Annotated in this window: 20 protein-coding genes; 9 read left to right on the forward strand and 11 right to left on the reverse strand. The window is 45.8% G+C overall.

What is annotated here, in order from left to right; translation table 11 throughout:
* Positions 1-8 precede the first annotated feature (8 nt).
* Positions 9-848: a hypothetical protein gene (locus BLR32_RS10155; protein WP_089831227.1), complete on the forward strand. Its 840-nt coding sequence runs from the start codon at positions 9-11 to the stop codon at positions 846-848.
* Positions 849-890: 42 nt separating this feature from the next.
* On the opposite strand, the gene BLR32_RS10160 is transcribed toward BLR32_RS10155, so the two are convergent.
* The 5 genes from BLR32_RS10160 to BLR32_RS10180 form a co-directional block, all read right to left on the reverse strand.
* Positions 891-3,623, reverse strand: a complete 2,733-nt coding sequence (locus tag BLR32_RS10160) for a response regulator (protein ID WP_089831229.1) — start codon at positions 3,621-3,623, stop codon at positions 891-893.
* Between the two features lie 301 nt (positions 3,624-3,924).
* On the reverse strand, positions 3,925-4,353 hold the full coding sequence (locus BLR32_RS10165; RefSeq protein ID WP_089831231.1) for an SRPBCC family protein: 429 nt from the start codon (positions 4,351-4,353) through the stop codon (positions 3,925-3,927).
* 157 nt (positions 4,354-4,510) lie between these two features.
* Positions 4,511-4,951 (reverse strand): GNAT family N-acetyltransferase, encoded by a 441-nt coding sequence (locus BLR32_RS10170; protein ID WP_089831233.1) that lies wholly within the window; start codon positions 4,949-4,951, stop codon positions 4,511-4,513.
* 130 nt (positions 4,952-5,081) lie between these two features.
* Positions 5,082-6,443 (reverse strand): exosortase N, encoded by a 1,362-nt coding sequence (gene xrtN, locus BLR32_RS10175; protein WP_176842224.1) that lies wholly within the window; start codon positions 6,441-6,443, stop codon positions 5,082-5,084.
* On the reverse strand, positions 6,440-8,974 hold the full coding sequence (locus BLR32_RS10180) for an XrtN system VIT domain-containing protein (RefSeq protein ID WP_176842225.1): 2,535 nt from the start codon (positions 8,972-8,974) through the stop codon (positions 6,440-6,442). Before BLR32_RS10180 ends, xrtN begins: the two co-directional genes overlap by 4 nt.
* Positions 8,975-9,212: 238 nt before the next feature.
* On the opposite strand from BLR32_RS10180, the gene BLR32_RS10185 reads away from it, so the two are divergent.
* From BLR32_RS10185 to BLR32_RS10210, 6 genes are read left to right on the forward strand one after another with little or no spacing between them, the layout of a single operon-like run.
* A complete protein-coding gene (locus tag BLR32_RS10185) occupies positions 9,213-9,494 on the forward strand; it encodes a DUF427 domain-containing protein (protein ID WP_089831239.1) in 282 nt (93 codons plus the stop codon).
* 21 nt (positions 9,495-9,515) lie between these two features.
* The gene (locus tag BLR32_RS10190) at positions 9,516-10,898 is read left to right on the forward strand and encodes a mercuric reductase (RefSeq protein WP_089831241.1); all 1,383 of its coding nucleotides are present in this window, start codon (positions 9,516-9,518) and stop codon (positions 10,896-10,898) included.
* Positions 10,899-10,946: 48 nt separating this feature from the next.
* Complete coding sequence (locus BLR32_RS10195) at positions 10,947-11,933, forward strand: ABC transporter ATP-binding protein (RefSeq protein ID WP_089831243.1); 987 nt, start codon at positions 10,947-10,949, stop codon at positions 11,931-11,933.
* Entirely contained in the window at positions 11,908-13,476 is a 1,569-nt protein-coding gene (locus BLR32_RS10200) for an ABC transporter permease/substrate-binding protein (RefSeq protein WP_089831245.1), read from the forward strand. The genes BLR32_RS10195 and BLR32_RS10200 overlap by 26 nt, the downstream gene beginning before the upstream one ends.
* A 10-nt stretch (positions 13,477-13,486) precedes the next feature.
* Positions 13,487-14,638 carry an ergothioneine biosynthesis protein EgtB gene (gene egtB, locus BLR32_RS10205; protein ID WP_089831247.1) on the forward strand — a complete coding sequence of 384 codons (1,152 nt, stop codon included), beginning with the start codon at positions 13,487-13,489 and terminating at the stop codon, positions 14,636-14,638.
* Between the two features lie 30 nt (positions 14,639-14,668).
* Positions 14,669-15,661 carry an L-histidine N(alpha)-methyltransferase gene (locus BLR32_RS10210; protein WP_089831249.1) on the forward strand — a complete coding sequence of 331 codons (993 nt, stop codon included), beginning with the start codon at positions 14,669-14,671 and terminating at the stop codon, positions 15,659-15,661.
* Between the two features lie 56 nt (positions 15,662-15,717).
* Here the strand turns inward: BLR32_RS10210 and BLR32_RS10215 are convergent, their stop codons facing one another.
* Positions 15,718-16,200, reverse strand: a complete 483-nt coding sequence (locus BLR32_RS10215) for a DinB family protein (RefSeq protein WP_089831251.1) — start codon at positions 16,198-16,200, stop codon at positions 15,718-15,720.
* A gap of 84 nt (positions 16,201-16,284) precedes the next feature.
* Here BLR32_RS10215 and BLR32_RS10220 point away from each other — a divergent pair, with 84 nt between their 5' ends.
* Positions 16,285-16,845, forward strand: a complete 561-nt coding sequence (locus BLR32_RS10220) for a TetR/AcrR family transcriptional regulator (protein ID WP_089831253.1) — start codon at positions 16,285-16,287, stop codon at positions 16,843-16,845.
* A gap of 33 nt (positions 16,846-16,878) precedes the next feature.
* On the forward strand, positions 16,879-18,132 hold the full coding sequence (gene fabF / locus BLR32_RS10225) for a beta-ketoacyl-ACP synthase II (RefSeq protein ID WP_089831255.1): 1,254 nt from the start codon (positions 16,879-16,881) through the stop codon (positions 18,130-18,132).
* 30 nt (positions 18,133-18,162) lie between these two features.
* On the opposite strand, the gene BLR32_RS10230 is transcribed toward fabF, so the two are convergent.
* The 5 genes from BLR32_RS10230 to BLR32_RS10250 form a co-directional block, all read right to left on the reverse strand.
* Positions 18,163-18,390, reverse strand: coding sequence for a DUF3820 family protein (locus BLR32_RS10230; RefSeq protein ID WP_089831257.1), 228 nt, complete (start codon positions 18,388-18,390; stop codon positions 18,163-18,165).
* Between the two features lie 413 nt (positions 18,391-18,803).
* Positions 18,804-20,027 carry a hypothetical protein gene (locus BLR32_RS10235; RefSeq protein WP_089831260.1) on the reverse strand — a complete coding sequence of 408 codons (1,224 nt, stop codon included), beginning with the start codon at positions 20,025-20,027 and terminating at the stop codon, positions 18,804-18,806.
* A 141-nt stretch (positions 20,028-20,168) separates the two neighbouring features.
* Positions 20,169-20,846, reverse strand: coding sequence for a DUF3823 domain-containing protein (locus BLR32_RS10240; RefSeq protein ID WP_089831262.1), 678 nt, complete (start codon positions 20,844-20,846; stop codon positions 20,169-20,171).
* A gap of 18 nt (positions 20,847-20,864) precedes the next feature.
* Positions 20,865-22,742 (reverse strand): RagB/SusD family nutrient uptake outer membrane protein, encoded by a 1,878-nt coding sequence (locus BLR32_RS10245; RefSeq protein WP_089831264.1) that lies wholly within the window; start codon positions 22,740-22,742, stop codon positions 20,865-20,867.
* Between the two features lie 21 nt (positions 22,743-22,763).
* Positions 22,764-25,931: a SusC/RagA family TonB-linked outer membrane protein gene (locus BLR32_RS10250; RefSeq protein WP_089831266.1), complete on the reverse strand. Its 3,168-nt coding sequence runs from the start codon at positions 25,929-25,931 to the stop codon at positions 22,764-22,766.
* Between the last annotated feature and the right edge of the window lie 119 nt (positions 25,932-26,050).

The following is a 26,050-nucleotide window of genomic DNA, read 5'->3' on the forward strand; positions in this document are numbered from 1 at the left end:
TAACGACCATGAAAAATTATGCATACTTCCTATTAGCGTTTGCCTTCGCGGGTTGCGTGGAAAACAAACAGCAGGAACAACAGGCCGATAGTACGGTTCAGACGGTAGAGAAAAACAATGAACCTGCTCCGGCAGCTCCGGTAACACCGGATGCTACACCGGAAAAGATCATCAGGGAAAGAGCACAGGGTACCGTCACGCTCCTGGATTCTGCTAATGGTCGTCCTATTGTACAGGTGAATGACAACGTGCAACTGGAGGCGGGTATCCCAAGAAAAGGCTGGGCATCTACACTGGTTACAACAGAACTGAATGACACGCAGACAGAAGGTCAGCTGTTGAAAAAAGGCTCCCCTATTATCGCGGATGGCAAAACAGTAGGAAAGGTACTTGAAGACGTAGAGATCGAAATGACATTCAAGAATGATAAAGGAGTTAATACAGGCGTATTTCATGCCGCTGTACAACAGAACAAGATAAAGACAGGTACAGTGATTGAAACGGTGCTTGCAAAATACCTGCAGGAGCATACGGGCAGAACATTGCCAGACATGCAGTCTTTTATCAAACAGTTCCAGCTGGAGGCGCTTAATATCAATAAGCCTTACAAGGAGTATTACAATTATGAAAGTGCTGCAGATGATCCGTCTCCCGGCTACCGCACGGTATTGGTATTCCACCAGGATAAACTGATCGGTGTGGTAGATTCCAGGACATTACAACTGGCTGGTGCAAAACACTACCAACTTGACAGGGACTATCATGGTTATTTCTTTACAGACACGGATGAGAAACTCCGGAAAGAATATATCACGAAGTTTAACCAGTTTGTGAATTCAGCAGACTAAGTTAGAACAGGCCGGGAATTAGGAACTAAAGACAATGTGTTCTTAATTCCCGAGCTTTACTATTTGTTCCTCCATTAATCGTATTACAAGCAGGGATTCTTCCTGCATGGATGCCATCAGAAAACCGAAATCCGGTTCCCGTTTGACCGTCAGCGTATCCAGCTGCTCGGCTATATGGGCCAGCTTAATCAGGCCAATGATCTGTGAAGTACCCCGTATCTTATGCCCGATACGATTGATCTTACGGATGTCCACAGCTGCAGCTGCAGATTGCAGTTCTGCTATAGAAGACTTCAGCTCATCTATGGTCAGTTTTAATAATTGCTTAAGTACTGATTTATCTTCTCCTACCAGATAGGCTTCTAATGTACCCATTTCAAAATGTGTGTCCTTTGCTTCCTGTTCAGTAGTAAGGGTAACAGGACCTTCTTCTATAACAACTGTCAGCCATTTACGGAAAAGCTGTAACAGCTTTTGCTGTACCAGTGGTTTACCTATGAAGTCGTTCATACCGGCCTCTATGCATTTTTCTCTTTCACCTTTCAGATTACCGGCTGTCAATGCAATAATAGGTATACGCTGTCCGCCAGTCATTTCACGGATCTTTTTAGTAGCCTCATACCCGTTCATCACCGGCATCTGCACATCCATCAGTATCAGGTCGGGTGTCTGTCCGCGGCAGATACGCAGGGCTTCCGTGCCATCCTGGGCCTCATAAATGCGTGCGTCATGAGCGATCCTTCTTACGACGGTAGTGGCCAGTAACATGTTCACCGGATTATCCTCTACTATGAGAATATTCAGTTTGCCACCAATCCACTGCTCCTCCTTTTCCTGTTTATGACGCTTTGCTCTTTTTTCTTTTCTGATCAACATAGAAAGACTGTTGTACAGCTCATTGATCTTAATCGGTTTCACCATCCGCAGACCGATATCCAGCTGATCGCAGACCCTGATGATCCGTTCATCATCAGAGGAACTATGTAGCAGGATCACGCCCTGTTCACCTGGTAACCGGCCGAAATGATGCCTGATCTTTTTTACCGTTTCCAATCCATCCATATATGGCATGTGGTAGTCCATGAGGATGACATCATAGCGATCGCCCCGGGCCAATGTATCTAACGCTTCAAATCCGCTACGGGCTTCTGTACAGGAGATGTCTCTCAGCGACAACATTTCCTTGAGGATGGTACGGTTGTTATCGTTATCGTCTACGATCAGCACCTGACGGATCTTTTCCAGGCTCTCCCATCTATCAGCTGGAGCTTCGGCGGTGGCCAGGTCTATATCGAAATAGAAGGTACTGCCTTCATTGATATTGCTCTTTATCTGCAGATAGCTTCCCATCAGGGCAAGCAGCTTGTTGGAGATGGTAAGTCCGAGACCTGTTCCACCATATTTTTTTGTAGTGGAAGCATCTTCCTGGCGGAAGGCCTCAAAGATCTTGTATTGTTTTTCCGGTTTGATACCGATACCTGTATCCCTTACTTCAAACCGGATCCTGGCCTTACCATCTGCCATCATATGGAGAGGGGTTACCTTTAATTCAATCTCACCATTGCTGGTAAATTTTACGGCATTCCCCAGGAGGTTGATGAGGATCTGCTTCAGGCGTACTTCATCAAACCAGGCATAACGGGGCAGGTTGGTGGCAACATTCAGCAGCATTTCCAGTCCTTTGTGCTGCGCCTGATAGCTCACAATATCACTCACCTGGCTGCTGAACTCATAAAGGTCATATTTGTCGATATCGAGTTCCAGCTTGCCGGATTCTATCTTGGAGAAATCAAGGATGTCATTGATGATGTTTAGCAGGGCATTGGCCGACTGGTTAACAATAGACAGGTATTGATGCTGGGTTTCGCTAAGGTCTGTTTTCAGTACCAGTTCCGTAAAGCCTATCACCCCATTCAGCGGCGTACGGATCTCATGGCTCATGTTGGCCAGGAATTCTGACTTCGCCATGTTGGCCTGCTCCGCCTGTTGTTTGGCGGCGGCCAGACTGGCTTGTTGGGAGATTAACTCCTGTTCTGTTTCTTTGGAGATGGAGATATCCTGGAAGGTACCGTATAGCCTTTTACATTTGCCGTTCTCAAATTCGGCATTACCGATAGCTCTTACCCATCGTTCATTTCCTTTGGCAGTGACGATCTGTAGTTCGAGGTCCCAGGGGCGTCCGGTTTCAATGATCTCTTTAAGCGCAACAGTGATCTTTCTGCGGCTCTCTCCCTCTTTATAGAACCCGACTGCGGCTGTTAAGGTAGGGGTAAAATCCGGCGGGACTTCATGAATGTCCTTCGTGACATCAGACCAGAACATTTCCTTATCAGCAAGATCTGCCTCCCAGCCGCCTATACGAGATAACTGGCTGGTACGTTCGAGTATTTCCCTGGTACGCTTCAGATCTTTTTCCAGTTCGAAGAAAGCGCGGAAATCGCGTTCGCTGTTCAGTAATGCTTCCTGGCGATTATGCTCAATGATCTCTGTAATGACTTCGTCGACAATGATCTTCATCATCTTTCGCTGCCGGGCATCAAGGTTCCGGGACTCTTTATCCATCAACGATAAAGTGCCCAGCAGATCTCCCGAAGGGGATACCAGATCGTAGGTAATGTGGAATGTAGCTTCCTTTGCAGTAATAGGCATACCCGATGCAATGACAACCGATGGCTGTTGATCATCGATGATAGAGACCGTTGCTACCTGTACATTGCAAACAAGAGAGGCTAATTCAGTCTGTCTATTCAGTTTCTCCTGTAATATTGCATTCAAACACTAAAGCTTTTCACTGTGGATGAAATTAAATGCTGTTCACTTCCTTTTTCCTGTTCTGGTGTAAAAGCCTGTTAATGTAGAGTTATGAAGATACTAAATTTCCGTTTATGTGAGTAAACGAAGTAAGATCCCACTTTCGTGGCAGGATGCCGGCTGTGTGTTGATGCGGTATTGAAGGGGCTGTTTACATAAATCCGGGCCACTGGTAAGTTACGCGAGGCCAGCAGGGATAATGAGAATGCGGGATAGAGATATGTGTGGCATACCTGTATCCCGCATAAGGTTATATTATGAGTTTTTATGCTTTCTCTACAAACTGTTTCAACGAAGTGCCTATTATTTCTGTCCAACCCATAACGAAATTTTGTTTCGCGAAGCTTGAAATAGGAGGGAAAGTTTCCAGCCCTGCATGCGTCAGTTTTACACGTGTTTTATCGCCTTCCGGAAAGAGCTCGAATGTCACGAATGAATTTCCCTCATATCCATCATACCGCCAGCTATACGTAAGTTTACGGTCTGTTTCCACTTCGGTCACCTTACAAAGATGCAGGAACTGTTGTCCCTTTGGATCGCCGCCTGTAAACTGAAATTCTGCTCCTACCTCTGGCTTGAATTCCGGGATATCAAAATACCATTGTTTCATCTGGTCCTTATCGCTAATGGCTTCCCAGACTTTTCTCACCGGCGCATCATAGGTTCTTTCGATTACAAATGGTTCATTTGTCATAATCTGTATGATTTTAGCATGTTACGGGAATAAGTTATTATATAACCGATCGGTTACAAATATAAAGGAAACCTTTTGGTTACAGAAATTATTTTATGGTTCCGGGTTGATTAACAATATTGGTACCAGCGCATGTATTTCCTCGGCGGGGAATGGGTTATAGCTCCTTGATCATCTTAAAATGTGGGATACCGACTTCTGTGAACTGGTCGCCTACAACAGTATACCCATTCTTCAGGTAGAAATTAACCGCTTCCTGGCGGGCATTTAGCTCGATACGGGAAAATCCTTTCTCCCGGGCCACCTCTTCGCTAAACTTCACCATTTGGGTACCGGCATTGATCCCTCTGGCTGTTTCGGCAACAGCCACCTGCCGCATTTTGGTATATCCCTGGCCGGGTGTCAGGATGAGGGTACCGATTAGTTCCTGACCGCGGAACAAGCCAATATGAATGTCGTTTACCTCCCTGCTCAGGTCCTCATTGAGCAGATCCATGCCAAGGGGCCTGCGGAGTATCTCATTTCTTAGTTTGATCTCCTGGTCATAGTCGGGTCCGGGACAGGCTATTATTCGTGCGACGAGCTTTTCTGTGAACATATCTTGTATTTATATCAGGTCTTCGCAAAATTAAATCTATCAACGGAAGAAATAAGAATTTGTCATCAATATGCGAAGTAGCGCATATATAGTAAAGCAGTACCATCAACCGGATTAATATTATTTTATATTACAAATAGACGGACAAACGTCTCTTATTCAATATTTCATTTACTGCCAGCCGGAGCTCATGCTCTGAGCTGGCAGTCACATTGACCAGGGAATAGGGATGCGCTCCCAGGAGCACATCCCATCGCCATTGTAACTGGCTGCTTGTTGATACTAACCCATTGTCATACCACCAGGCTGTATACAGTCTGTCTTTTTCCTGTTGCAGTAAGGCGGTATATATGGTATGTCCCCCCACGAGTTTCTCCTCCACTTTATAAAACTCATATCCGCTGCCTTTCCAGCAGATCATGGGATTATGTTCAGTGTAATAACTGGCCGGAATATGTTTGATGTATACCAGCAAGGTATCGTTATTTAACCTGATAATATTGCCTGGTAATGACTGTACAGTATACCCTGGCATGGCTGGCACATTAGATAATACCTGCTGATCCACTTCTTTGGACTTATTGATGATGAATACGATCAGCAGCCCTGCAGGCAACAACAGATTAAGCAGGAATAGCTTTACCGCCGAACGGAGTACATAACGCTTTCTATGTACCTGTACCGGCTTGCCATATTTACGGACCATCCATTGAATAAGGAATAACAAGGGTACGATCACATACAATACCAGGCACAGGATACCGGTTACATCATGCATCACCGTACTCGGCATAATATTGAGGTATACAAGGAAAATGATGCGTAAAAGATTGGAGGCTACATTCATTAATATCATCCCGGCCAGTATTGACAGGACCAGCCATATACCCAACGCTTTCTTATATTGTTGCTGATAAAAACCAATGAGGATCATTCCACACAAAGATGCCGTTACCATCATCTGCAAACCCATACAGGCAGGATCTACAGAGAACTCATTGCCATTACAGGTGATCATATTACCCTGTACACTTACCTCCTGCCCTGTTATCCGGATGATGCTTCCGGCCCAGCCGGTCAGCGCCAGGCGTATAGGGAAACTAAATACGTTCATGGCATATTCAAATAATGGGGACATCATCACTAATACCAATACCGGCAGGAAGTTCATACGCCCATAAAATGTTTCTATCATGAACAGGCAGCCACACAAGCAGGAGATACACAGGAATGTTTTTGCCGGTATCAATAGATATAACAGCAATGACGCCAGTGCTATGAAAAAGTAACGTATGCTTCCCCGCCCACTGGTGTTAAAAGATGCGGTGAAAAACAATGCTGCCGTACCCAGGATGACGCCTGTAGTATCCCACACCAGGTAACCATATAAACCAACGAATAAAACAAGTCCATAGCAAATAACAGCTATCAGCGGCCAGTACCTGCCTGCACGTAATACACCCGCTATCAGTGAAAAGATTCCTTTGCTCATATGTCTGCAACACGTTTGAATGACACAGGTCTGAATTTTAAGTATACGATCAGCAGGATACCAATCACTATCAATGCCCATTCATGTGGTTCCGGCACAGCGCCTTTACCTTTCAAGGATGCATTCTTCAGGCTGTTGTTGCCGTCTTTTATATTAAAGCGCTCATAGTCTTCATACTTTTCCAGCACAACCAGACTAGATAATGGTGTCACCACATATGATGCTGCCGCTTCAGCCACCAGAGAATCACTCTCCTCTCCACCAGTCAGCAGGCGTGGCCCCATGGCATGCATGATATGATTATAGGCGAACAGGCGTTGCAGGTGATCGGGGGCTGTAGAGACCTCCGTGCCGGGTGTTTCAGTGATTGTCATACCGGCAGATTCGATCACGATACGCTGGTCATTTTCAATGCTGGCAGGGAAACGGTGAGCATCCAGTAATTCCTTCAGTGCCGCGATATCTCCCTGATCGTAGCGGAAGGTCCGACATTCTTTTAAGGTACGCATGTAGGGAGAAAGTTCACCTCCGAGGTTGTATAACATCACATCCTGACCGCCTGAGAGCCAGCCCTTCAAGGTATCCATAAAGCGGGTGTTTTCAAGATCGTCAACTGATGGAGAATTAGCTACGCCCTTGGTAATGACGATGGCATTAACAGGCTGGGAGACCTCGAAGAATGGGAACAAACTGAATCTCCTTCCAGCAGCCTGCTCAAACAAATCAGATTTATTCTGATCTGTTACCTGCTCCATCATTTCATTAACGTATACCCAGATACGTTTCTGTCGTATCAGTGCGAGTACAGTATTGTATTCCTGTTTACTCCAGGCGCTGTTAATATCCAGGTAAACATCTGAGATATCGGCGGCAGCCAGTTCCTTTCTATAAGGAGCCACAGTAAATGTCTTGTTGCTGGCACTAAAAATCTGGTGGTCCAGTCCTTCATCTTTAAAAGAGACCTGCCAGTCAGCACTGTAAGGGCCGGAAGCAGTCAGCTGTCCATCTTTTCCTTTACTGAAGATACCTGATCGCTCAAGGTCTGCAGGAGGTGTTTCAAACGAGATATCAACGTCTTCGCCGGTACTGCCGGCTGAAGGACCGTCGAAATAAATATTACGGTATATCAGCGCTCCATGTTCCAGGGAGAGTGGTGCTGTAATACCCAGTTTGAACTGACGCTCTTCATTGTCCATCACGGGGAATACTCTTACTGTGACGGTATTCCCCTCTTGCCAGTGTACAACTGAAGGGTCGCGGCGTTCTGTTCCAACGATGGTTTTATATGCGCTGTCTGCTTTGGCTTTTGTGGTGAGGATGCCCTTTTCTTCTTTGTCGTTGATCCAGAGCGACAATGATGATACAACTGCACCTTCCGGGAGATGAAAGATATAAATCGCTTCCTGGCTGTTTCTCCATTGCCCCCTGCGTCTTACGATGCTGTTATTCTTTACACTCACTGTTTTTTCAGTATACGCCATTCTTAACCGGGGCCAGATATGGGCGGATGTCTGTACATGTGTGGTTTGCAGATCATCTCCGGACCATAAACGCTCTTCTGCCTCGTAACGGGAATCGTACAATGATTTCAGGATATGGATACGCTCCTCGCCCGTCATCGCGGTAGTGCCGCAAACTGTTGATGCAATCATGACAAGTGGATCATGCTTCCGGGCCTCGTTCCAGTTAAGTGAAGAACCGAAATTAAAAAAAAGTCTATCCCATCCGTTGAACGTCGTGTAAACTAATTCTGCCTTAAGGACTTTTTCCGTAACGGGATTGGGTGTAATATGCGCTGCAACTTGCAACCAGGCAGGCAGGTAAGGGTCCCTGCCCCGTCGCACACTCAAACGGCTGTAATCCCGATTTATCTGTACTACATTTATTCCCCAGAGCATTGTATATACCAGTACGATCAGCACCGTTATACCGATACCGGACCAGAAGGCTAGTTTATAAGGCTTTCTTCTGGCATTACTGCGGCGGAATAAGCGGATCGTATACAGAAAAAACAGCAGCGGTACCAGGGTATGTAGAGAAATACCGAAGAAAAAGGATGCCAGCATTCCAATACCGGTGAAGGGTAGAATATAGATGGCCATGTAAAGGAAACAGCAGATGGACAACCCTAACAGGAAGAACATGACCATACGTACAGGAACAGGCGCTATACGGATGAAGGCAAAAGCAAAATAGTTCACAGAACAAAGGATAATTGTCACAGCAAACCAGGGCGCTGATACCTCAAAGATGGGAATAAAGCGGTTTAACGCATATGCACTGATCAGGAACATCAGCAGGAAAAGAAAAAAGGGATGTAGTCCTTCCCTGCCCCGCCGCAGGCGACCACTGAACCATAGCGTTAGAAAGTAGCCTACTGTGATGGCATGGTTTAGAAAGAACCAGATCATCTCATCCTCATCGTCAATAGGAAACAGTTCAGGAATGAGGAATGCGATCAGCGCAACAGTCAGGAAAATTAAACCCGTACAATAGATCTTATCGTTAAAACGCTTTCTTATAATTTTCAAAGGTATAGATTGTCTACTCATAAAATAAAGCACTTTGAATTACAAAGAATACAAGGATAAAAAAACAGGCCGTAGCCCGTTTGCGAATTTTACATATACTTTGAATCACAAAGTAAGTAAAAGAAAATGATTTGCACAAATCCCATTTCAAAAAAAAGTGCTATCTTCTGCGACCGCGATATACCTACCCGGGTATAATATTTGGTCTTGCAACTATAACACTTTAAACGACAACACGATGAAAGCAATCTGGCAGAATGAGGTCATTGCGGAAAGCGATAGTACTGTGGTAGTTGAGAATAATCATTACTTTCCTCCATCTTCTGTAAAAACGGACCTGCTGAGCCCCTCAAAGACACATACTTTCTGTCCCTGGAAAGGAGAAGCTTCTTACTATGACGTCAACATTCACGGCAAGATAAACAGAGATGCCGCCTGGTATTATCCTGATCCTAAGGATGCGGCGGAGAACATCAGGGGTTATATTGCTTTCTGGAAAGGAGTAGAAGTAGTAAAATAGAAAACCTGTAAACGCTCAGTTATGAGAAAATTTGATGCAATTGTCATTGGCTCCGGCCAGGGTGGTGTTCCGTTGGCAAAAAAGCTGGCTAAAGCTGGCTGGCAGACTGCCATCGTAGAGAAAAGATGGATTGGCGGTACCTGTATCAATGATGGCTGTACTCCCACCAAATCAATGATCGCCAGTGGAGCTGCTGCTCATATCATTGCCAACAGCCAGGAATGGGGTATTACCGTTAGCGATTATAAAGTAGACCTGGAAAAGATTGTTGCCAGGAAAAATAAAGTGGTGCAATCTTTTCGCGAAGGCGCTACCAAAGGCATGGAAAAAACACAGGGCCTTTCTATTATTTATGGTGAGGCGGTATTTAATGGTGATAAAACACTCTCTGTAAAACTGCAAGACGGTGGACAGGAAGAGATTGCGGCCGAGCATATATTTATCAATACAGGTACCTTACCCAGTATCCCTCCTATTCCCGGTCTTGACACCGTCAACTATCTCACCAATACGACTATCATGGAACTGACAAAACTGCCTACGCATCTAATGGTGCTGGGCAGTGGTTATGTAGGACTGGAATTTGGTCAGTTGTTCCGCAGATTGGGTTGCCAGGTGACCATCATCGACAAAAACAAACAGCTACTGCAACATGAAGATGAGGATGTTGCTGTTGCTGTAAAGAAAGTCATGGAAACTTCAGGGGTTACGATGTTTAGCAGCGCCAATGTGCAGAAGGTAGAGCAGACTGGCGAAGCCATCAGATTACAGCTTACTGCCAATGGAGAAACACATGCCATTACCGGCTCTCACCTGCTGGTGGCAGCAGGCCGTACTCCGCAGTCGAAGTCGCTGCAGCCTGAGAAAACCGGACTTGCACTCGATGAAAAAGGATACATCCCTGTAAATGATAAACTGGAAACGAACGTTCCCGGTATCTATGCGCTGGGAGATGTAAAAGGAGGTCCTGCATTCACGCATATTTCCTATAATGATCACCTGGTGATATACAAGAACCTGATCCATATGGAAAACGTTTCCATTAAGGACAGACCTATTCCTTATTGCATGTTCACAGATCCTCAACTGGGGCGTGTGGGACTTACAGAGAAAGAAGCGAAAGCAGCAGGATATAAAGTGAAGGTTGCCTGTCTTGATATGACCAGGGTAGCAAGGGCAATTGAAACAGGCAATACCCAGGGATTTATGAAAGCCGTTATAGATTCAAATACGGATAAATTGCTGGGAGTTGCTATCTTGGGGCCGGAAGGCGGAGAAGTGATGTCGGCGTTACAGTTGGCTATGCTGGGAGGCCTGACTGTCACACAGTTAAAAGAAATGATCTTTGCACATCCATTATATGCAGAATCTATCAACAATTTATTTATGACACTGGATAAGTAGCCAGCTCCGCAACAAAGTGCGGATTTAAATCCTCAATGAATCCCAACCATGATAAAACTTGAACATGTCAATAAATCTTTCCATAACGGCAAACCGGCTGTCAGGGATGTCTCCTTCGAAGTGAACAAGGGAGAAACGCTGGTATTGCTTGGTACCAGCGGTAGCGGAAAGACTACGACACTGCGCATGATCAACCGGCTGATTGCGCCGGACAGTGGACAGATCCTTGTGAATGGAGCACCCATAAATACACAGCAAATAGAGGCATTACGACGGAATATCGGGTACGTACTACAAGATAATGGCCTGTTTCCTCACTATACAGTAGCCGAAAACATCGGTATTGTTCCCACTTTACTCAAATGGGATAAAAAACGTATAGAAGAGCGGACACATTCTCTGATGGAAAAACTGCGCTTATCTGTTGCAGACCATTACGATGTGTATCCTCAGCAGCTGAGCGGTGGGCAACAACAAAGGGTTGGGCTGGCCAGAGCACTGGCAGCTGATCCATCTATATTGCTGATGGACGAACCCTTTGGCGCGCTTGATCCCGTAACACGGGCCAGTGTCAGGAAAGAATTCCGATCACTGGATGAGATCCGCAACAAAACTGTGATCATGGTAACGCATGATGTACCGGAAGCATTTGAACTGGGCAACCGCATCTGCCTGATGGACAAAGGCGTTATACAACAAACCGGTACGCCGGCAGAACTCCTTTTCAATCCGGCGAATGATTTTGTCAGCAGTTTTTTTCATGAACAACGCTTCTGGCTGGAGCTGAATGCACTCCGGCTAACAGATATCAGGCCCTGGCTTGGCAATACGGCCCCTGGTGAAAATCATGCACCAGTCCTGAAGGGAGAAAACACCTGCTGGGATGCCCTGGAGCAGCTGACTACGCTGTCTGCTCCTGTCAACATTTCATTTGATGATAAGCTCGTTCGCATTGACACCAGCGAATTGATGCATGCCTTTACTCAACACAAGCAAACTGTCAGCGGACATGGAAGATCAACCAGGCTTTCCTGAATTTGTACAACAACAGGCCGGCAAACTGCTGGAGCAAACGTTGCAACATATCGGGCTTACATTTATTTCTCTTTTGATTGCAGTGGTCATAGGCGTGCCCCTCGGCATTCTTATTACCCGCAGAAAAAAGCTGGCAGGTATTGTACTCGGTATCGCCGGCGTATTGCAAACCATTCCCAGCATTGCACTGTTGGGATTTATGATACCCTTATTAGGCATCGGCGCCAAACCAGCTATTATGGCTTTATTCCTGTATGCCTTGCTGCCCATTATCAGGAATACTTATACCGGTATTCTCCAGGTAGATCCTGTTGTGGTAGATGCGGCGACAGGCATGGGGATGAGTAAACGGCAACTGCTTTACAGGGTGCAACTACCACTGGCGATGCCGGTATTGCTGGCAGGTATCAGAACAGCTACCGTTATTAACGTGGGGGTGGCTACCCTGGCGGCCTATATAGCGGCAGGAGGATTGGGAGAATTTATCTTCGGTGGTATTGCTCTCAATAATACCAATATGATACTGGCAGGTGCCATTCCGGCAGCATTACTGGCTATCATCTTCGACTGGACAGTGGCCCGCCTGCAGAAACTGCGCACACGAAAGGTCAAAAAGTCACTCTATCTCCTACCCTTTTTACTGGTGGTACTGTCATCTTTCTACCTGTTGCCGGCAGCCTATGGAAGCAGTCTGGTAGCGGGATTCACACCCGAATTCATGGGCCGGAAAGATGGTAACCTGGGGCTGAAACAGGTGTATGGACTAAACATACGGACTGTCGTGATCAGTGACATGATCATGTACAAAGCGGCCTATGAAAAGACCCTGGATGTCATCAGTGGCAGTACGACAGATGGCAGGGTAAGGGCTTTTGATCTTCAGGCACTTACTGACGACAAACATATTTTCCCGCCTTATTATGCCGCTCCGATTGTGCGGCAGGAGACGCTTGATAAGTACCCGGAACTGGCTCCTGCGCTGAATAAACTATCTGGTATAATTAATGATAGTATAATGACTGAACTGAACTACAGGGTCGATCATCTGAAACAGGATCCTGCCATTGTAGCTAGTAATTTTTTAAAAGCTAAAGGTTTATTACAAACAGCGAAACATGGCAATAAGGGAACCATCGTAATTGGGGCCAAGATATTCGGGGATGGCTATATCCTTGCCAACATGTATAAATTACTGGTGAACGGGTATACTGAACTGGAAGCTATTACAAAAACAGGACTGGGAGGCACTAAAATATGCTTTGATGCGCTCACCAACGGGCAGATAGATCTTTACCCGGAATACTCAGGCACCGGTTTACTGGTCATCCTTCAGGCAGACAAATCAGTCGTTGATACATTGATCAGCGACAATCAGAAAGTCTACGACTATGTTTCGAGAGAATTTATGCAACGGTACCACATCAAATGGCTGCCTCCTATTGGTTTCAATAATACATATGCATTGATGATGCGCAGGCAACAGGCTGCGGATCTGCATATTAACTCTATTTCGGACTTAAAGGAATATTTACTGCATCACTAACCACCAGTATATGCAATTGAAAAATGATTTTAATACCGTGCGGAAAAGGTCCATGCATATCTGCGCACCTTTGAAAACGGAAGATTATGTAGTTCAGCCTGTCGTAGATGTCAGTCCGCCGAAATGGCATCTCGGCCATACCACCTGGTTCTTCGAAACATTTCTTTTAAAACCACACTTTCCCGGTTATAAAGAATTTGATCCTAATTACAATTTCGTATTCAACAGCTACTACGAGACAGTAGGCGCTCGTGTGATCCGTACTGACAGAGGTAACTTAAGCCGTCCGGCAGTGGAAGACATTATGCGTTACCGTGAGCATGTGGACAAAGCCATGCAGGCTTTCCTGGATACAGAACTGACTGATGAAATACGTTCACTGGTCGTATTGGGGCTGAACCATGAGGAGCAACACCAGGAGTTACTGTATACCGATATCAAGTATATACTGGGACACAATCCGCTGATGCCGGCATATTCAGATACGGCTGTTACCAACTTTACGACACCTGTAACAGAGCAGCCTTTCCTGCAGATGCCGGCAGGACTGTACGAGATCGGTTATAAGGGAGATGGCTTCTGTTTTGATAATGAACTGGGCAGACATACCGTTTATCTGCAGGATTACCAGATCAGTACACAGCTTGTTACCAATGCAGAATACCTGGAATTTATGGAAGCAGGCGGTTACAGCGATTTCCGTCACTGGCATGCGGAAGGTTGGGACTGGGTAAAAAGAGAGCAGGTAAAAGCGCCTTTGTACTGGCATTTTGTAGATAATCAATGGAAGCATTATAACTGGCAGGGATTGCAACCCGTAGCAGGTGATGATCCGCTATGTCATATCAGTTACTATGAAGCTGCTGCCTATGCATCATGGAAAGGTATGCGTCTCCCTACAGAATTTGAATGGGAAGCTGCAGCTCCGAAATTGTCATGGGGACAACGCTGGGAATGGACAGAGAGTGCCTACCTTCCTTATCCGGGCTTTACCAAAGCACCAGGTGCGATTGGCGAGTATAACGGTAAGTTCATGGTCAGCCAGATGGTACTGCGCGGAGGCTCTGAAGTAACGCCCCCTAATCATAGCCGTCTCACCTACCGTAATTTCTTCCATCCTTCACTGAGATGGCAGTTTACCGGTATCAGACTGGCGAAATAAATTTATTCTTATTACACTAATAATTACATTATGGCCACCACCTCTGTAATGCATACGGTATTAGTTCCTGTAAAACAGGACCAACAGGAGATCTTCTCCCAGGATGTGATCCGCGGGCTCAGCGCAAAAAACAAATACCTGGATTCCAAGTATTTCTATGATGCGGAGGGCGACCGTCTTTTCCAGGAGATCATGCGTTGCCATGAATACTATCTGACCAATTGCGAAATGGAAATATTGCGGGAGCAGTCTGCTGTGATCAGTCAGACGATCCTGTCGCACACCAGGCATTTCGATGTGGTGGAACTGGGCGCAGGCGATGCAACAAAATCCATTCACCTGTTGAAGGAATTATTGAAGACAGGACAGGATTTTACATATTACCCGGTGGATATTTCGGGTAATGTGATCACCCAACTGGAACGTTCATTGCCGCAGCAGTTACCGGACCTGAAGATGCATGGATTGAATGGCGAGTATTTCGACATGTTACAGCAAGCGGGTATATTATCACGGAAGACGAAAGTAGTGTTATGTATGGGTGGTAATATCGGCAACTTCACGCCGCCGGAGGCGAGAAAGTTCTGTCGTCAGTTGCGTAATTATCTCCAGCCGGGCGACATAGTGATCATCGGTTTTGACCTGAAGAAACATCCGCAGATCATCCTGGATGCTTATAATGATGCCGCTGGTTTTACAAGGGATTTTAACCTGAACCTTTTGAAACGCATCAACCGTGAGCTGGGCGGTAATTTTGATATCAGCAAGTTTGAGCATTATGCAACTTATGATCCGGGAACAGGGGCTTGTAAAAGCTATCTTGTGAGCCTGGAAGAACAGGATATAAAGATCGGCGAACGGACTTTCCATTTCGGACTGCATGAGCATGTGCACATGGAGATCTCGCAGAAGTATGATCTGGAATCAATAGAGCAGATGGCGATACAGTCGGGTTTTGAAACAGTAACCGATTTCTTTGACAGTCGCAGATGGTTTGCCGACTGTATGTGGTTGTGCATATAATGCCAGAGAAAAAGAGAAGCTGCCCACAGGTATCATCCGGGGGCAGCTTCTCTTTTTTATGACTTCCACGCGCCCAGTAATCTTCTGAGCACGATAATTTCGCCGGTGTGATAACTGGTATGATCTGCTATCAGCATTGCTTCACGTAAGAGATGTTGTCCGTCGCCATGCGGGAAAGGAGCATACAGATCGGCGTCAGGATCTTTCAGCAGATCGATAAATTCTTTCAGGTCATGTTTGATCTGTGTCAGGCATTTTTTCCAGGCCGCTTCACTGGGCACTGCTTCTTTGGGCCAATATCCTTCCGGCCATGCCGGCGACTCATGTTTAGGATTGCGGGAGAATTCAAGTATATCCCATTGTGTTATCCTGATATGTTCTACTATTTGCCAGATGCTGTAAGGCAGCCCCTCAGGCACTACACCTCTTAAGTCAGCAGGCAGCCCTTTTACGGCGTCATCGAAAGTTGCGTGTGCGTGACCACCGTTTAAGAATTGTTCCAGCGTTTTTACGAGTTCTTTATTGTGTGTTGCAGCCATGTCTTTTTTTTATGGCTTATTGCTCAATAAGAATGCCAAGCGAAACAATTTGTTTACTTACTTACAAGTAAGTAATTTTGTACTATGCAGGACACTAAAGACAGAATAGTATCGCTGGCAGACCAGCTGATCAAGAGCAGGGGGTATAATGCCTTTAGCTATAAGGATATATCTGATCCCCTGGAGATAAAGAATGCTGCCATTCATTATCACTTTCCAACGAAAACAGATCTGGGTGTAGCGGTGATAGATGTTGAGCTGCAACAGTTTATGGCGAGCACGGGTAAGTTGGCGGCGCAGCCGGAGGATAAGCAGCTGAAGTTCTTATTTGATACGTTTAGTAGAAAAAATAAGGAAGGTCTGGTGTGTCTGATGGGATCACTGTCGCCGGATTATGAGACGCTGCCGGAGCCCTTACAGGATAAGATTACGGATCTTTCATCGGCTATCCTGGAGTGGACGAGTGGTTGCCTTGAAAGGGGACGTGAGAAAGGATTGTTCCGTTTTGAAGGAGAACCATCTGACAGGGCCCTGTTGGTGATAAGTAATTTACTGGCGTCATTGCTGTTGAGCAGGGTGATGGGAAGTAAGGTGTTTGGCAGGATTACGCATCAGTTGTTGAGGGATCTGGGTGCGGGAAAATAAAAGTTATAATAAACTAGCTAATAAATAAGATACATGCAAACATTAAAAAGAGCTGTCATTACTGGTTTGGGTGCACTGACGCCTATAGGTAATAATGTGACTGATTTCTGGAACAACCTGGTAGCAGGTAAGAGCGGAGCTGCGCGTATTACAAAGTTCAATCCGGACCCTTTCAGAACACAGTTTGCCTGTGAACTAAAGGACTATGACCCGGCGAAACTTCTGGACCGGAATGATATACGCAAGACAGATCCGTTTACGCAATATGCGCTGATTGCTGCACAGCAGGCGGTGACAGATTCAGGACTGGATTTCTCCAAAATGGATCCGTTTGATAGTGGCGTTATCTGGGGTTCCGGTCAGGGAGGTATGCTGACGTTTGAGGAGCAGGTGAAAGAATATACTGTTGGTAATTATGTACCGCGTTTCAATCCTTTCTTCGTGCCTAAGCTTATTGCTAATATGGCTTCCGGTATGATCTCTATCAGGTTTGGCCTGATGGGTATCAACTATACGACTGTTTCGGCTTGTTCGACTTCCAATACGGCCATCATGGACGCATTGAATTATATCAGGCTGGGGAAGGCGAAAGTGATCATTACCGGAGGTTCTGAAGCACCGATCACGGAGGCTTCTGTAGGGGGATTCTGTGCAATGAAAGCGATGTCGACCAGGAATGATGATCCAGCTACTGCATCCAGGCCATTTGATACTGAAAGGGATGGTTTTGTGATGGGCGAAGGTGCAGCTGCACTGGTGCTGGAAGAATATGAACATGCAGTGGCCAGAGGCGCACATATTTATGCGGAAGTTGCAGGTGCTGCTATGACGGCTGATGCCTATCATATGACCGCTACACATCCTGAGGGATTAGGCGCGTTACGGGCGATGAAAAGTGCATTGGAAGATGCAGGACTCACACCGCAGGACGTGGATTACCTGAATGCACATGCTACCTCTACTCCTGTGGGAGATCTGAGTGAGCTGGCCGCTATCAGGTCGCTTTTTGGAGAATCACCGCAACATTTGTCTATCAGCGCGACTAAATCCATGACAGGTCATTTACTGGGAGCTGCAGGTGCTATTGAAGCGATTGCCTCTGTATTGAGTATCAACAACGGCATCGTTCCTCCTACTATCAATACGACCAATCCTGATCCAGCTATTCCTGCGGGTTTACAGATCGTGATGGGCAATGCAGTACAAAAGAAGATCAGTGTAGCGATGAGCAACACCTTTGGGTTTGGCGGACATAATGGTATTGTGGTGTTCAGGGAAGTCAAGTGATCTGTCAATTGACAATCTCACAGTTATCAACTATTTCCCTTTCAGGGGAGTGAGCAGCCCCGTAAGGCCGTTCGACTTTATTTCATACAGCGTAGCCAGCAACATCCCCAGTTTGCCCTGTGGAAACCCTTTACGCTGAAACCATTCCAGGTAAGAAACCGGCAGGTCACACAGCAATACATCCTTGTATTTACCGTATGGCATTTTCATTGTTACCAACTGATTGAATATCTCCCTGTCCGGTTGTGCAAATTCCATTATCGATTGATTTAAAATTGATTCATCACAAATATAGGGTGAGAAATGCCTGCGTGATGAAAAAAAGTTTAACATTTTTTTGGCATTCGAAATCCATCTGAGGATCTTCCTACGTAAGTACCATCATTATTAGAATTATTCTATATCTGTACTTGTAGAACAGCATTTGGGGGACAATTTTATTAAGGCTAATATTTTTTGAATTTATGTTGAATTTCCCTTGTAACAAGGGCTGTCTTGCTATGCTTTTTCCTTTACCTATATAAATGAGTTTTCTTCATTTTGCAGTTTTGTAAACTTTTTGATTAAACATCCCCCCAGAAGAGTGGTTATTCAGAAAATAAGGTTACAGTCCTCCCGTGGCTGTAACCTTTTTCTATGTTGCATATCTTATGTTTTCCTGTAGTGCATCATCATAACCAGCCCCGCTCCTTCCAGGAACTGATTACTTTTCCGGTTACACCGCATTCCCGCAGCACATCTTCAAAATCTTCCATTTCCATTCCCCAGTCTACAGCATATGCCGCGAATTCCTCTCCTACTGGTAGTCTGCCGAATAATCTTTCCGTGGTAAGAATATGCGCTACTTTACGCAGTAACACACTACCCATTTCCCATTTTTCTTCCCTGCTGATGATCTGCATCAGTTGTATAAAGGGACGCTCAAACTTCTCTGGTGCAATATCAAGATAGGCATGATCCAGTTCGGTAGCAAGGAATATAAGATCAAAGATATCTTCGTCCGGATGTTGTTTCGAGATCATTCTTGTGAAGGCTACTGAACGGGGCGACAGTGAAGGAATGTAAACATCTGCATAATGATAACTCAGCTCCAGCAGGGACAAGGGTGCTTCCACTTCATGCGTTTCCAGCGCATCTGCAACGGCGATTGCCATATTTTCGGCAACGGTAGCCATCAATGTATGTATGTTCAGTTTTTCTTCCGGACGGGCATAAGACAATTTACTTGCACCAGATGCATCAACTGCTCTTATCTCGTCCAGAATACCGTCGCTGTTATATTTGTAGATGTTCTCGTATTCAGATTCCCCGGTACCGGGTGTAATGCTCAGGCAATGGCCTTTCTCAATACGTCCTGCAGACAGTTCATACTTTTCAATGTTACAAAACAGGGAATGTTGATGATCTATGATACTGTCTATTTTCTCTGCTGTATTCATGTTCATATAGACATCTCCTTCTCCTCTACCAATGACGCGTAAAAACTGCCAGGCCACTTTCTGCCCGTTTTCATCATACTGGATCCTTTTGATACAGGAGGGTATTTTTGTGCCGGTGTTATATTCTACATATTCGACCCATTCTTTACCATAGGAATAGTAGCCTTCCCAGAATACGTTGTCAACAGCATGACCATAGGAAGTATAACAGGGTAATCCGTCGGCAGCGATACCATAAAAATGGTAGTCGTTGATTTCCCTTACTGCGGCTACGGGAAATAACTTTTCTTCCGGCTGCAGAAAGGCAGGTGTGCCATAATCTTCGAGGTTATATCGAAAGCCTGGGATATATTTTTCGGAGGAGACGCGGGTTTTATATTCTTGCAAACGATCAAACTCATGAAATGCCTGTTTCCATCGGGATAGTAGGTGCTGCTTCAGTATTTCCAGGGACATTCTTCTACAATTTGAATAAAAATAATATTTTAAATGAAAAGATGCTACTTGCTTTGTTCAATTGGTTTACAGGATATTATAAAGCCCGCCAAAAAGTATAAACATTCTGGCGGGCTTAACAGGAATAATTATGACTCCTATCTATTCAATTTTAAATGGTTGTGTATAGATCTGCTCTCCCACGCCAGCTGTTTTAACGCCTATACGGGCGTAGAAAAAAGATTCCCCCGTCAGGGTAGCAGGAATAGTCGCCGTGATAGTAACAGGAGCTGTAATGTCGCCTATTTGACTCGCGCTTAGTGCTGTTGCCTTGAGATTATTAACGCCATCTACGATTTCTGTTTTCCCAAGGTACAGCGACGCTGATTCCAATGGCTGTGATGCATTGATCCTTTCGATTGAGAATGTGGCGGTTACTGTTGTTCCGGTTTTGCTGGCTGTGGCATTTTTGATAATGAAATAAGGCTGTACCGGCACTTCTATTGTCGTTCCACCTTTTACTGTAACATCGATGGAGTCTGTATTATTTACCCATGGACCATTACCTGGCAACCTTACCAGTTTATAATTGCCATCAAACAGGGAGGCGGAGAAGGAGCCGTCCTGCGCTACGTATACCGGGATCTTGGTAAACAACTGGAAACCGTGTTGCCAGAGTTCCAGCTGTACGCCATTAGAGCGCACTCCTATCGCCTCTTTATTGTAGATCACTTTTCCGGAGAGGATCGATGTTGGCTTTTCATAGTTATCCTTTTTACATCCAATCACCAGTATGCATAACAGCATGGCGATGAAAGAGGATGATAGTATCTTATTCATATTGTGCATGTTAACAGGTTAATGAAAAGGGTTCTTGATGATCTTCGGATTGTTGTTCAACACCGACTGGTTAATAGCAGTATAGTAATTCCCCAGCTGGAAGAAACGGGGCGCTCTGAAACGGGGAGCCACCATTTTCACGAAGACATATTTTCCGTCGCGGTCGGCATCACCCGGGCGTATTACGCGATAAGGATACAATGCGTAGATCATTGCATTGGGATTGGAGGCATCTCCGTTCCATACTTTATCTGCTATACGCCAGCGTTTCAGGTCCCAGAGGCGGTGATCTTCAAATGCCAACTCTACCCTGCGTTCATTTTGTATTCTTTCTATGGTCAGTGATGTGAGGCTGTTAGGTGCGAAACCTGCTCTTTCACGCAGTGTATTGATATAAAGCAGTGCATCTCCTGTCTGGCCCAATTCAAACGCTGCTTCCGCTGCATTCAGGTATATTTCACCCAGGCGGAACCATACCCACCAGACATCACTTTGAATTCCCCTGGTACTTGTTTTATCGTTCGGATCGATGAACTTCCTCATATAAAATCCTGTATTCGATACTTCCTGTATGGAACGATGGGGGCCTGAAGAACCGGTTAGCATTTTACCATCACTATAGGTGGTACCGAGGTCGCTTCCTTCTACCACATCATAGGCGTTACGGCCGCTGTTCCACACCATTACACCTGCCTGTATAGCGACTGGCAAGCTTTTAAAAGAGGTGCCGGGATAAATGACGGTACCATATAAACGTGCGTCTTTGTTGGCGAAGATATCAGACAGCTTGTCGTAGTAGATATAATCGCTGTTATCAGGCGTGCGTGTTTTCAGTGCGCCGTTTGAACCATCTTTATATTCAAAACTTTCTACCAGGTTCAGGGAAGGCACTACTGAAGAAGAGCCCAGGTTATCTTCCCTGATACCGCGGGCGATATTATCATATGAAAACCAGTGTTTACGGGTGGGCAGCAGGTAGTCTTTTACAAAAATCACTTCACGATTGGTAGCCTTTTTTGTGACGGCTTCGTAGAAGTTTTCACCGGCATCAGGGTTGTTCCTGTACAGGGTGTAAGCGCCGCTGTTGATGATCTCTTTGGCCGCATCAAGCGCCTTTTGATAATAGCCATTCGCCATACTGCCGGGTATCCCTACTTCGCCACCAGGTGTTGTAATAGGCACGGGCATGAGGCTGTTGTATTTTGCGAGAGAACCTGCGTACAACATAGCGCGGCTCTTTAACGCTAATGCAGTGTATTTGTTAGCACGGGTGATGCTGCCGCCATTGCCTAACTGATCTTTGATAGCATCTATTTCAGTGGCGATGAAATCATAGACTTCTGATTCCTTTGCACGGGGTTGTTGCAGATCTGCTACATTACCGGAATAGTCGTATATGAGCTGTTTCGTTACCAATGGAACTCCTCCCATTCTCTTTACCAGGTTGAAGTAATTGAGCGCACGCAGGAAACGCAGTTCTGCGGAGTACTGTTTCTTCGCATCTGCAGAGAGGCTGACACCGTATTTCTCAATATTCTCTAACGCCAGATTGATATCACGGATGTAGGTATAGTTCCAGAGATATGATCTGCCAAAGCCATAGGAAGCGATATTATTACGGCCGTCTTCATTAGATTGGCCACTCCACATGGCTTCATCATAGTCAGCCGTATTGCGCCACTGGAATAAGCGTCCGTCGGCGCCGTCATTTACATCTACCAGTCCTGTTTCAGCAGGGATCCTGTCGTAGAAATTAGCGAGTAGTGCCACGATCTGTTTAGGGTCATTCCAGACCTGTTCGTCAGATAAGATCGTGCGTGGCTCCCTGTCCAGCCAGTCTTTCATACAGCCTGTGAGCAACAGGGTCAGGAGGCAAAGCGTATATAGTCGTTTCATATAATAAGCATTAAAGAAGTCTTAGAAGGATACGTTAAAACCAAAGTTGTAAAGGCGTTGCTGCGGGTAAACCAATCCGTTGGTGGAACTGATCTCAGGATCAATTTCATATTCCTTCACGTTATCGATGGAGAACAGGTTTGTTCCGTTTACATATACACGCAATGCAGAAAGGCCAACACGTTTAATCAGATCTTTGGAGAAGTTGTAACCCAATTCCAGGTTCTTCAGCCTGAGATAGCGCACATTGGTAATCCAGAAATCGTTTACGGCATAGTTCACGTGTGTAGTATTGTCTTTCCTGATAGCTGGATATTTACCACTGATCCATCTGCTGGTAGGATTGTAAGGATCTTCCCTATGCCAGCGGTCAGCCAGCATATATGCGGGAGACGAGCCATTGTTCTGGAAGGGATAACGTAGCTCCCAGTCACGCAGGAAGGACTGCATAGCAGCGCCGGCAAAGTCAAAACGTACGGTGAAGCCTTTATATGCGACACTACCATTGAGGCCAAAGCTTACATAGGGTTGTGCGCCTTGAGCGTAACCAATGGGACGTTGATCAAGACCATTGATGATCTTATCGCCGTTCACATCTTCATATCTGAAATCTCCTGGAAGTTCTGTGCGGTTGCCTCTGCCATCATTATCAATATCATAGGTCTTAATCTCTTCTTCCGACTCAAAGCGGCCTATTACATGATAGCCCCAGGTAACATTTGACCAGCGGTTTTCAATGGAGCTGCGGTATTGATCCCAGGCATTACCGAAACGTGGTTTGTAGGTACTCACTGACCTTAATCTTGCATAGGTGGCATTTACAGCCAGTGAATAATCTACCTTACCAGATTTTCCTGTGTAGGATATCATCCCTTCAATACCACGGGTGGCATCTGTATTCAGGTTGGCATTGGGTAATGAATACCCTACTTCACTAGGCAGCAATACATCATAACGGGCAGCCGGCAAGCCGGAACGACGGCGTTGAAATACATCAAACTGACCGCTGATGTGATTATCCCATACCGTGAAATCTATACCTGCGTTAATGGACCTGTTCTTTACCCATGACAGTTCAGTTACCGGTAATCCGCGGGGTCTTAAGCCGATTACATAACTGCCATTCATAACAGCACCTCCATTGTTGAAGTTATATCCGGAGAGATAACTGAATGCGCTCGGCGGATTACCATCTGAGAAGCCTATTTCACTTCCGGTTTCTCCGTAAGAAGCTCTTATCTTCAGGTCATTCAGTGCATTGCCGAAACGGCCCTTCAGCCAGGGTTCTTCAGAGATCCTCCAACCGAGAGATACGCCTGGGAAGAAACCCCATCGTTTACCGCGGGCATAGAGGTAAGAACCGTCGTAGCGGCCTAATACTTCAAGGAGATATTTTGACTTGTAGTCGTAGTTGATCCTGCCGATATAACCGGCTCTTGCTTCCAGCGACCATTCATCTGAGAGGTAATCCTGTTCCACCAGGTACTGTGTAGGTACATAGTTATTGGTGGGGATGGTGTGTACTACATAATAAGAGTTGTCGTAGTCAGACAATTCATATGCACCTACTGCGGAGATGTTATGATCGCCGAATTTTCGGGCAAAGCTCATCTGGAATTGCGCATAACGGGAGATCACGTTTCTCTTATGTCTTTCTCTCCATGGGTTCTGGTTACCGAAGCCGGGCTCTGTGTAGTAGCTGTCTGTCGTAGCGTTGTATTTGTACGCGTTCCAGGTATATTCGAAACCGTCAAATTCTTCATTGAGGAAATTATACGAGTAGATGCCTTTGATACTTAGTCCGAACGGTAAATCGTATTGTGCATTCAGGTTGACGTTCATTCCTCGCCACCATTCGTCTACATAACCGGTTACATCATCTCTGTAGGTGACAGGATTGACGTTTACATTGTGTGTCTGGTTGATGTACTTCGGATTATCATTGGCATACGGACTTTCTGTGGGCCACATACTAAAGATACTCAGGAATGGGTTGAAGTAGTCGTCCAGTCCGGGTACACCTACGTTATGTCTCTTTTCCAGTCTGGCGCTGATCTGTGTACCGACTTTCAATCCTTTGGCCAGGCTACTTTCCAGGTTCGCCTGCAGGTTGGTACGTTCAAAACTGTAGTCTTTGATTACAGCGTCTTGTTTCAACCGGCTGACAGACATATAATAACTTGAGCGTTGTGAGCCTCCGGAGGCATTGGCGCTGATATAGTATTGCGGCACATTGGGGCGGAGTACTTCTTTGTAGTAATCGTAGCTCTTGTATCCTTTTTCCGTACCCGCTTCCCACTTTGACAGTTGATCGGGGGTGTAGAGCAAGGATGGATCGCGTCCCAGGTTTTGTTCTGATTCCAGCAGGGCGCGGACGTATTGTCCGGCGTTGGCGGGATGAGGATACCTGGTGAAGTTCTGGAAGCCGTAATAACCAGACAGGTTGATGTTGGGCTGTTCATTCTTCCGTCCTTTCTTTGTTGTGACCAGTACCACACCATTGCCGGCTCTCAATCCGTAGATAGAGGCAGAGGCATCTTTCAGGATGGTGATATTCTCTATATCGTCCAGTCCGAGGTTGTTGAAGATGTCTTGTCCCGAGCCGGTGGTGAACCCAAATCCGGTTGTCGCTGTGCTGCCGGTATAAGGTATACCATCTATTACGAAGAGCGGACTACCGAGGTTACGGATCTGGATATTCGTTCCGTTCCCTGGTCGTGAGTCAGTAGCACGGGCCGTAATACCGGGCATTTTTCCCACTAAAGCAGCGGAGGTGGTTGTTGATGGTGTTCGTACCAGATCGTCCGATTTAAGGGTGCTGACGGCCCCTGTTACGGATGCTTTTCTTTGGGTACCGTAACCGACTACTACGATGTCGGTAAGGTTACTGGCTTGTGAGGTGACGGTTACCTGTAATTTTGTTTGATTTCCCAGCAGGACTTCTTTTGGTTGGAAGCCTACGATGCTGACATAAATTGTTGTGCCGGGCGTGGCTTGAATAGTGAATGAGCCGTCGTTTTTTGTTACCACTCCTTTGTTACTGTTCCTTACTGCGACGGTGGCTCCCGGGATGGGGATGCCTGTAGAATCTGTTACTGTACCAGAATAAGTGATTGGGTTAGCCTGCTGCGCAATTCCCTGGGTATAGGCAATGAGCAGCAGCGCTAAGAAAGCGTAAAGCGTTTTCATAACGATGGGTTTTAGTTGGGTTTCGGAGATTTGTTTACTACACTAGAGGTCCGGACCGGTCAGTACTCCCGGTGTTTTTCATGCTAACAGTGAAATTCATTATGAATATAGTATAATTG

It is taken from the genome of Chitinophaga filiformis (assembly GCF_900102545.1).
GTDB classification, from domain to species: domain Bacteria; phylum Bacteroidota; class Bacteroidia; order Chitinophagales; family Chitinophagaceae; genus Chitinophaga; species Chitinophaga filiformis.

Bases quoted from the DNA above. Each gene is read 5' to 3' on its own strand.
- BLR32_RS10155 (WP_089831227.1), top strand. From the start codon at position 9: ATGAAAAATTATGCATACTTCCTATTAGCGTTTGCCTTCGCGGGTTGC.
- BLR32_RS10165 (WP_089831231.1), bottom strand. From the start codon at position 4,353: ATGACAAATGAACCATTTGTAATCGAAAGAACCTATGATGCGCCGGTG.
- BLR32_RS10170 (WP_089831233.1), bottom strand. From the start codon at position 4,951: ATGTTCACAGAAAAGCTCGTCGCACGAATAATAGCCTGTCCCGGACCC.
- xrtN (WP_176842224.1), bottom strand. From the start codon at position 6,443: ATGAGCAAAGGAATCTTTTCACTGATAGCGGGTGTATTACGTGCAGGC.
- BLR32_RS10185 (WP_089831239.1), top strand. From the start codon at position 9,213: ATGAAAGCAATCTGGCAGAATGAGGTCATTGCGGAAAGCGATAGTACT.
- BLR32_RS10190 (WP_089831241.1), top strand. From the start codon at position 9,516: ATGAGAAAATTTGATGCAATTGTCATTGGCTCCGGCCAGGGTGGTGTT.
- BLR32_RS10195 (WP_089831243.1), top strand. From the start codon at position 10,947: ATGATAAAACTTGAACATGTCAATAAATCTTTCCATAACGGCAAACCG.
- BLR32_RS10200 (WP_089831245.1), top strand. From the start codon at position 11,908: ATGGAAGATCAACCAGGCTTTCCTGAATTTGTACAACAACAGGCCGGC.
- egtB (WP_089831247.1), top strand. From the start codon at position 13,487: ATGCAATTGAAAAATGATTTTAATACCGTGCGGAAAAGGTCCATGCAT.
- BLR32_RS10210 (WP_089831249.1), top strand. From the start codon at position 14,669: ATGGCCACCACCTCTGTAATGCATACGGTATTAGTTCCTGTAAAACAG.
- BLR32_RS10215 (WP_089831251.1), bottom strand. From the start codon at position 16,200: ATGGCTGCAACACACAATAAAGAACTCGTAAAAACGCTGGAACAATTC.
- BLR32_RS10220 (WP_089831253.1), top strand. From the start codon at position 16,285: ATGCAGGACACTAAAGACAGAATAGTATCGCTGGCAGACCAGCTGATC.
- fabF (WP_089831255.1), top strand. From the start codon at position 16,879: ATGCAAACATTAAAAAGAGCTGTCATTACTGGTTTGGGTGCACTGACG.
- BLR32_RS10230 (WP_089831257.1), bottom strand. From the start codon at position 18,390: ATGGAATTTGCACAACCGGACAGGGAGATATTCAATCAGTTGGTAACA.
- BLR32_RS10235 (WP_089831260.1), bottom strand. From the start codon at position 20,027: ATGTCCCTGGAAATACTGAAGCAGCACCTACTATCCCGATGGAAACAG.
- BLR32_RS10240 (WP_089831262.1), bottom strand. From the start codon at position 20,846: ATGAATAAGATACTATCATCCTCTTTCATCGCCATGCTGTTATGCATA.
- BLR32_RS10245 (WP_089831264.1), bottom strand. From the start codon at position 22,742: ATGAAACGACTATATACGCTTTGCCTCCTGACCCTGTTGCTCACAGGC.
- BLR32_RS10250 (WP_089831266.1), bottom strand. From the start codon at position 25,931: ATGAAAACGCTTTACGCTTTCTTAGCGCTGCTGCTCATTGCCTATACC.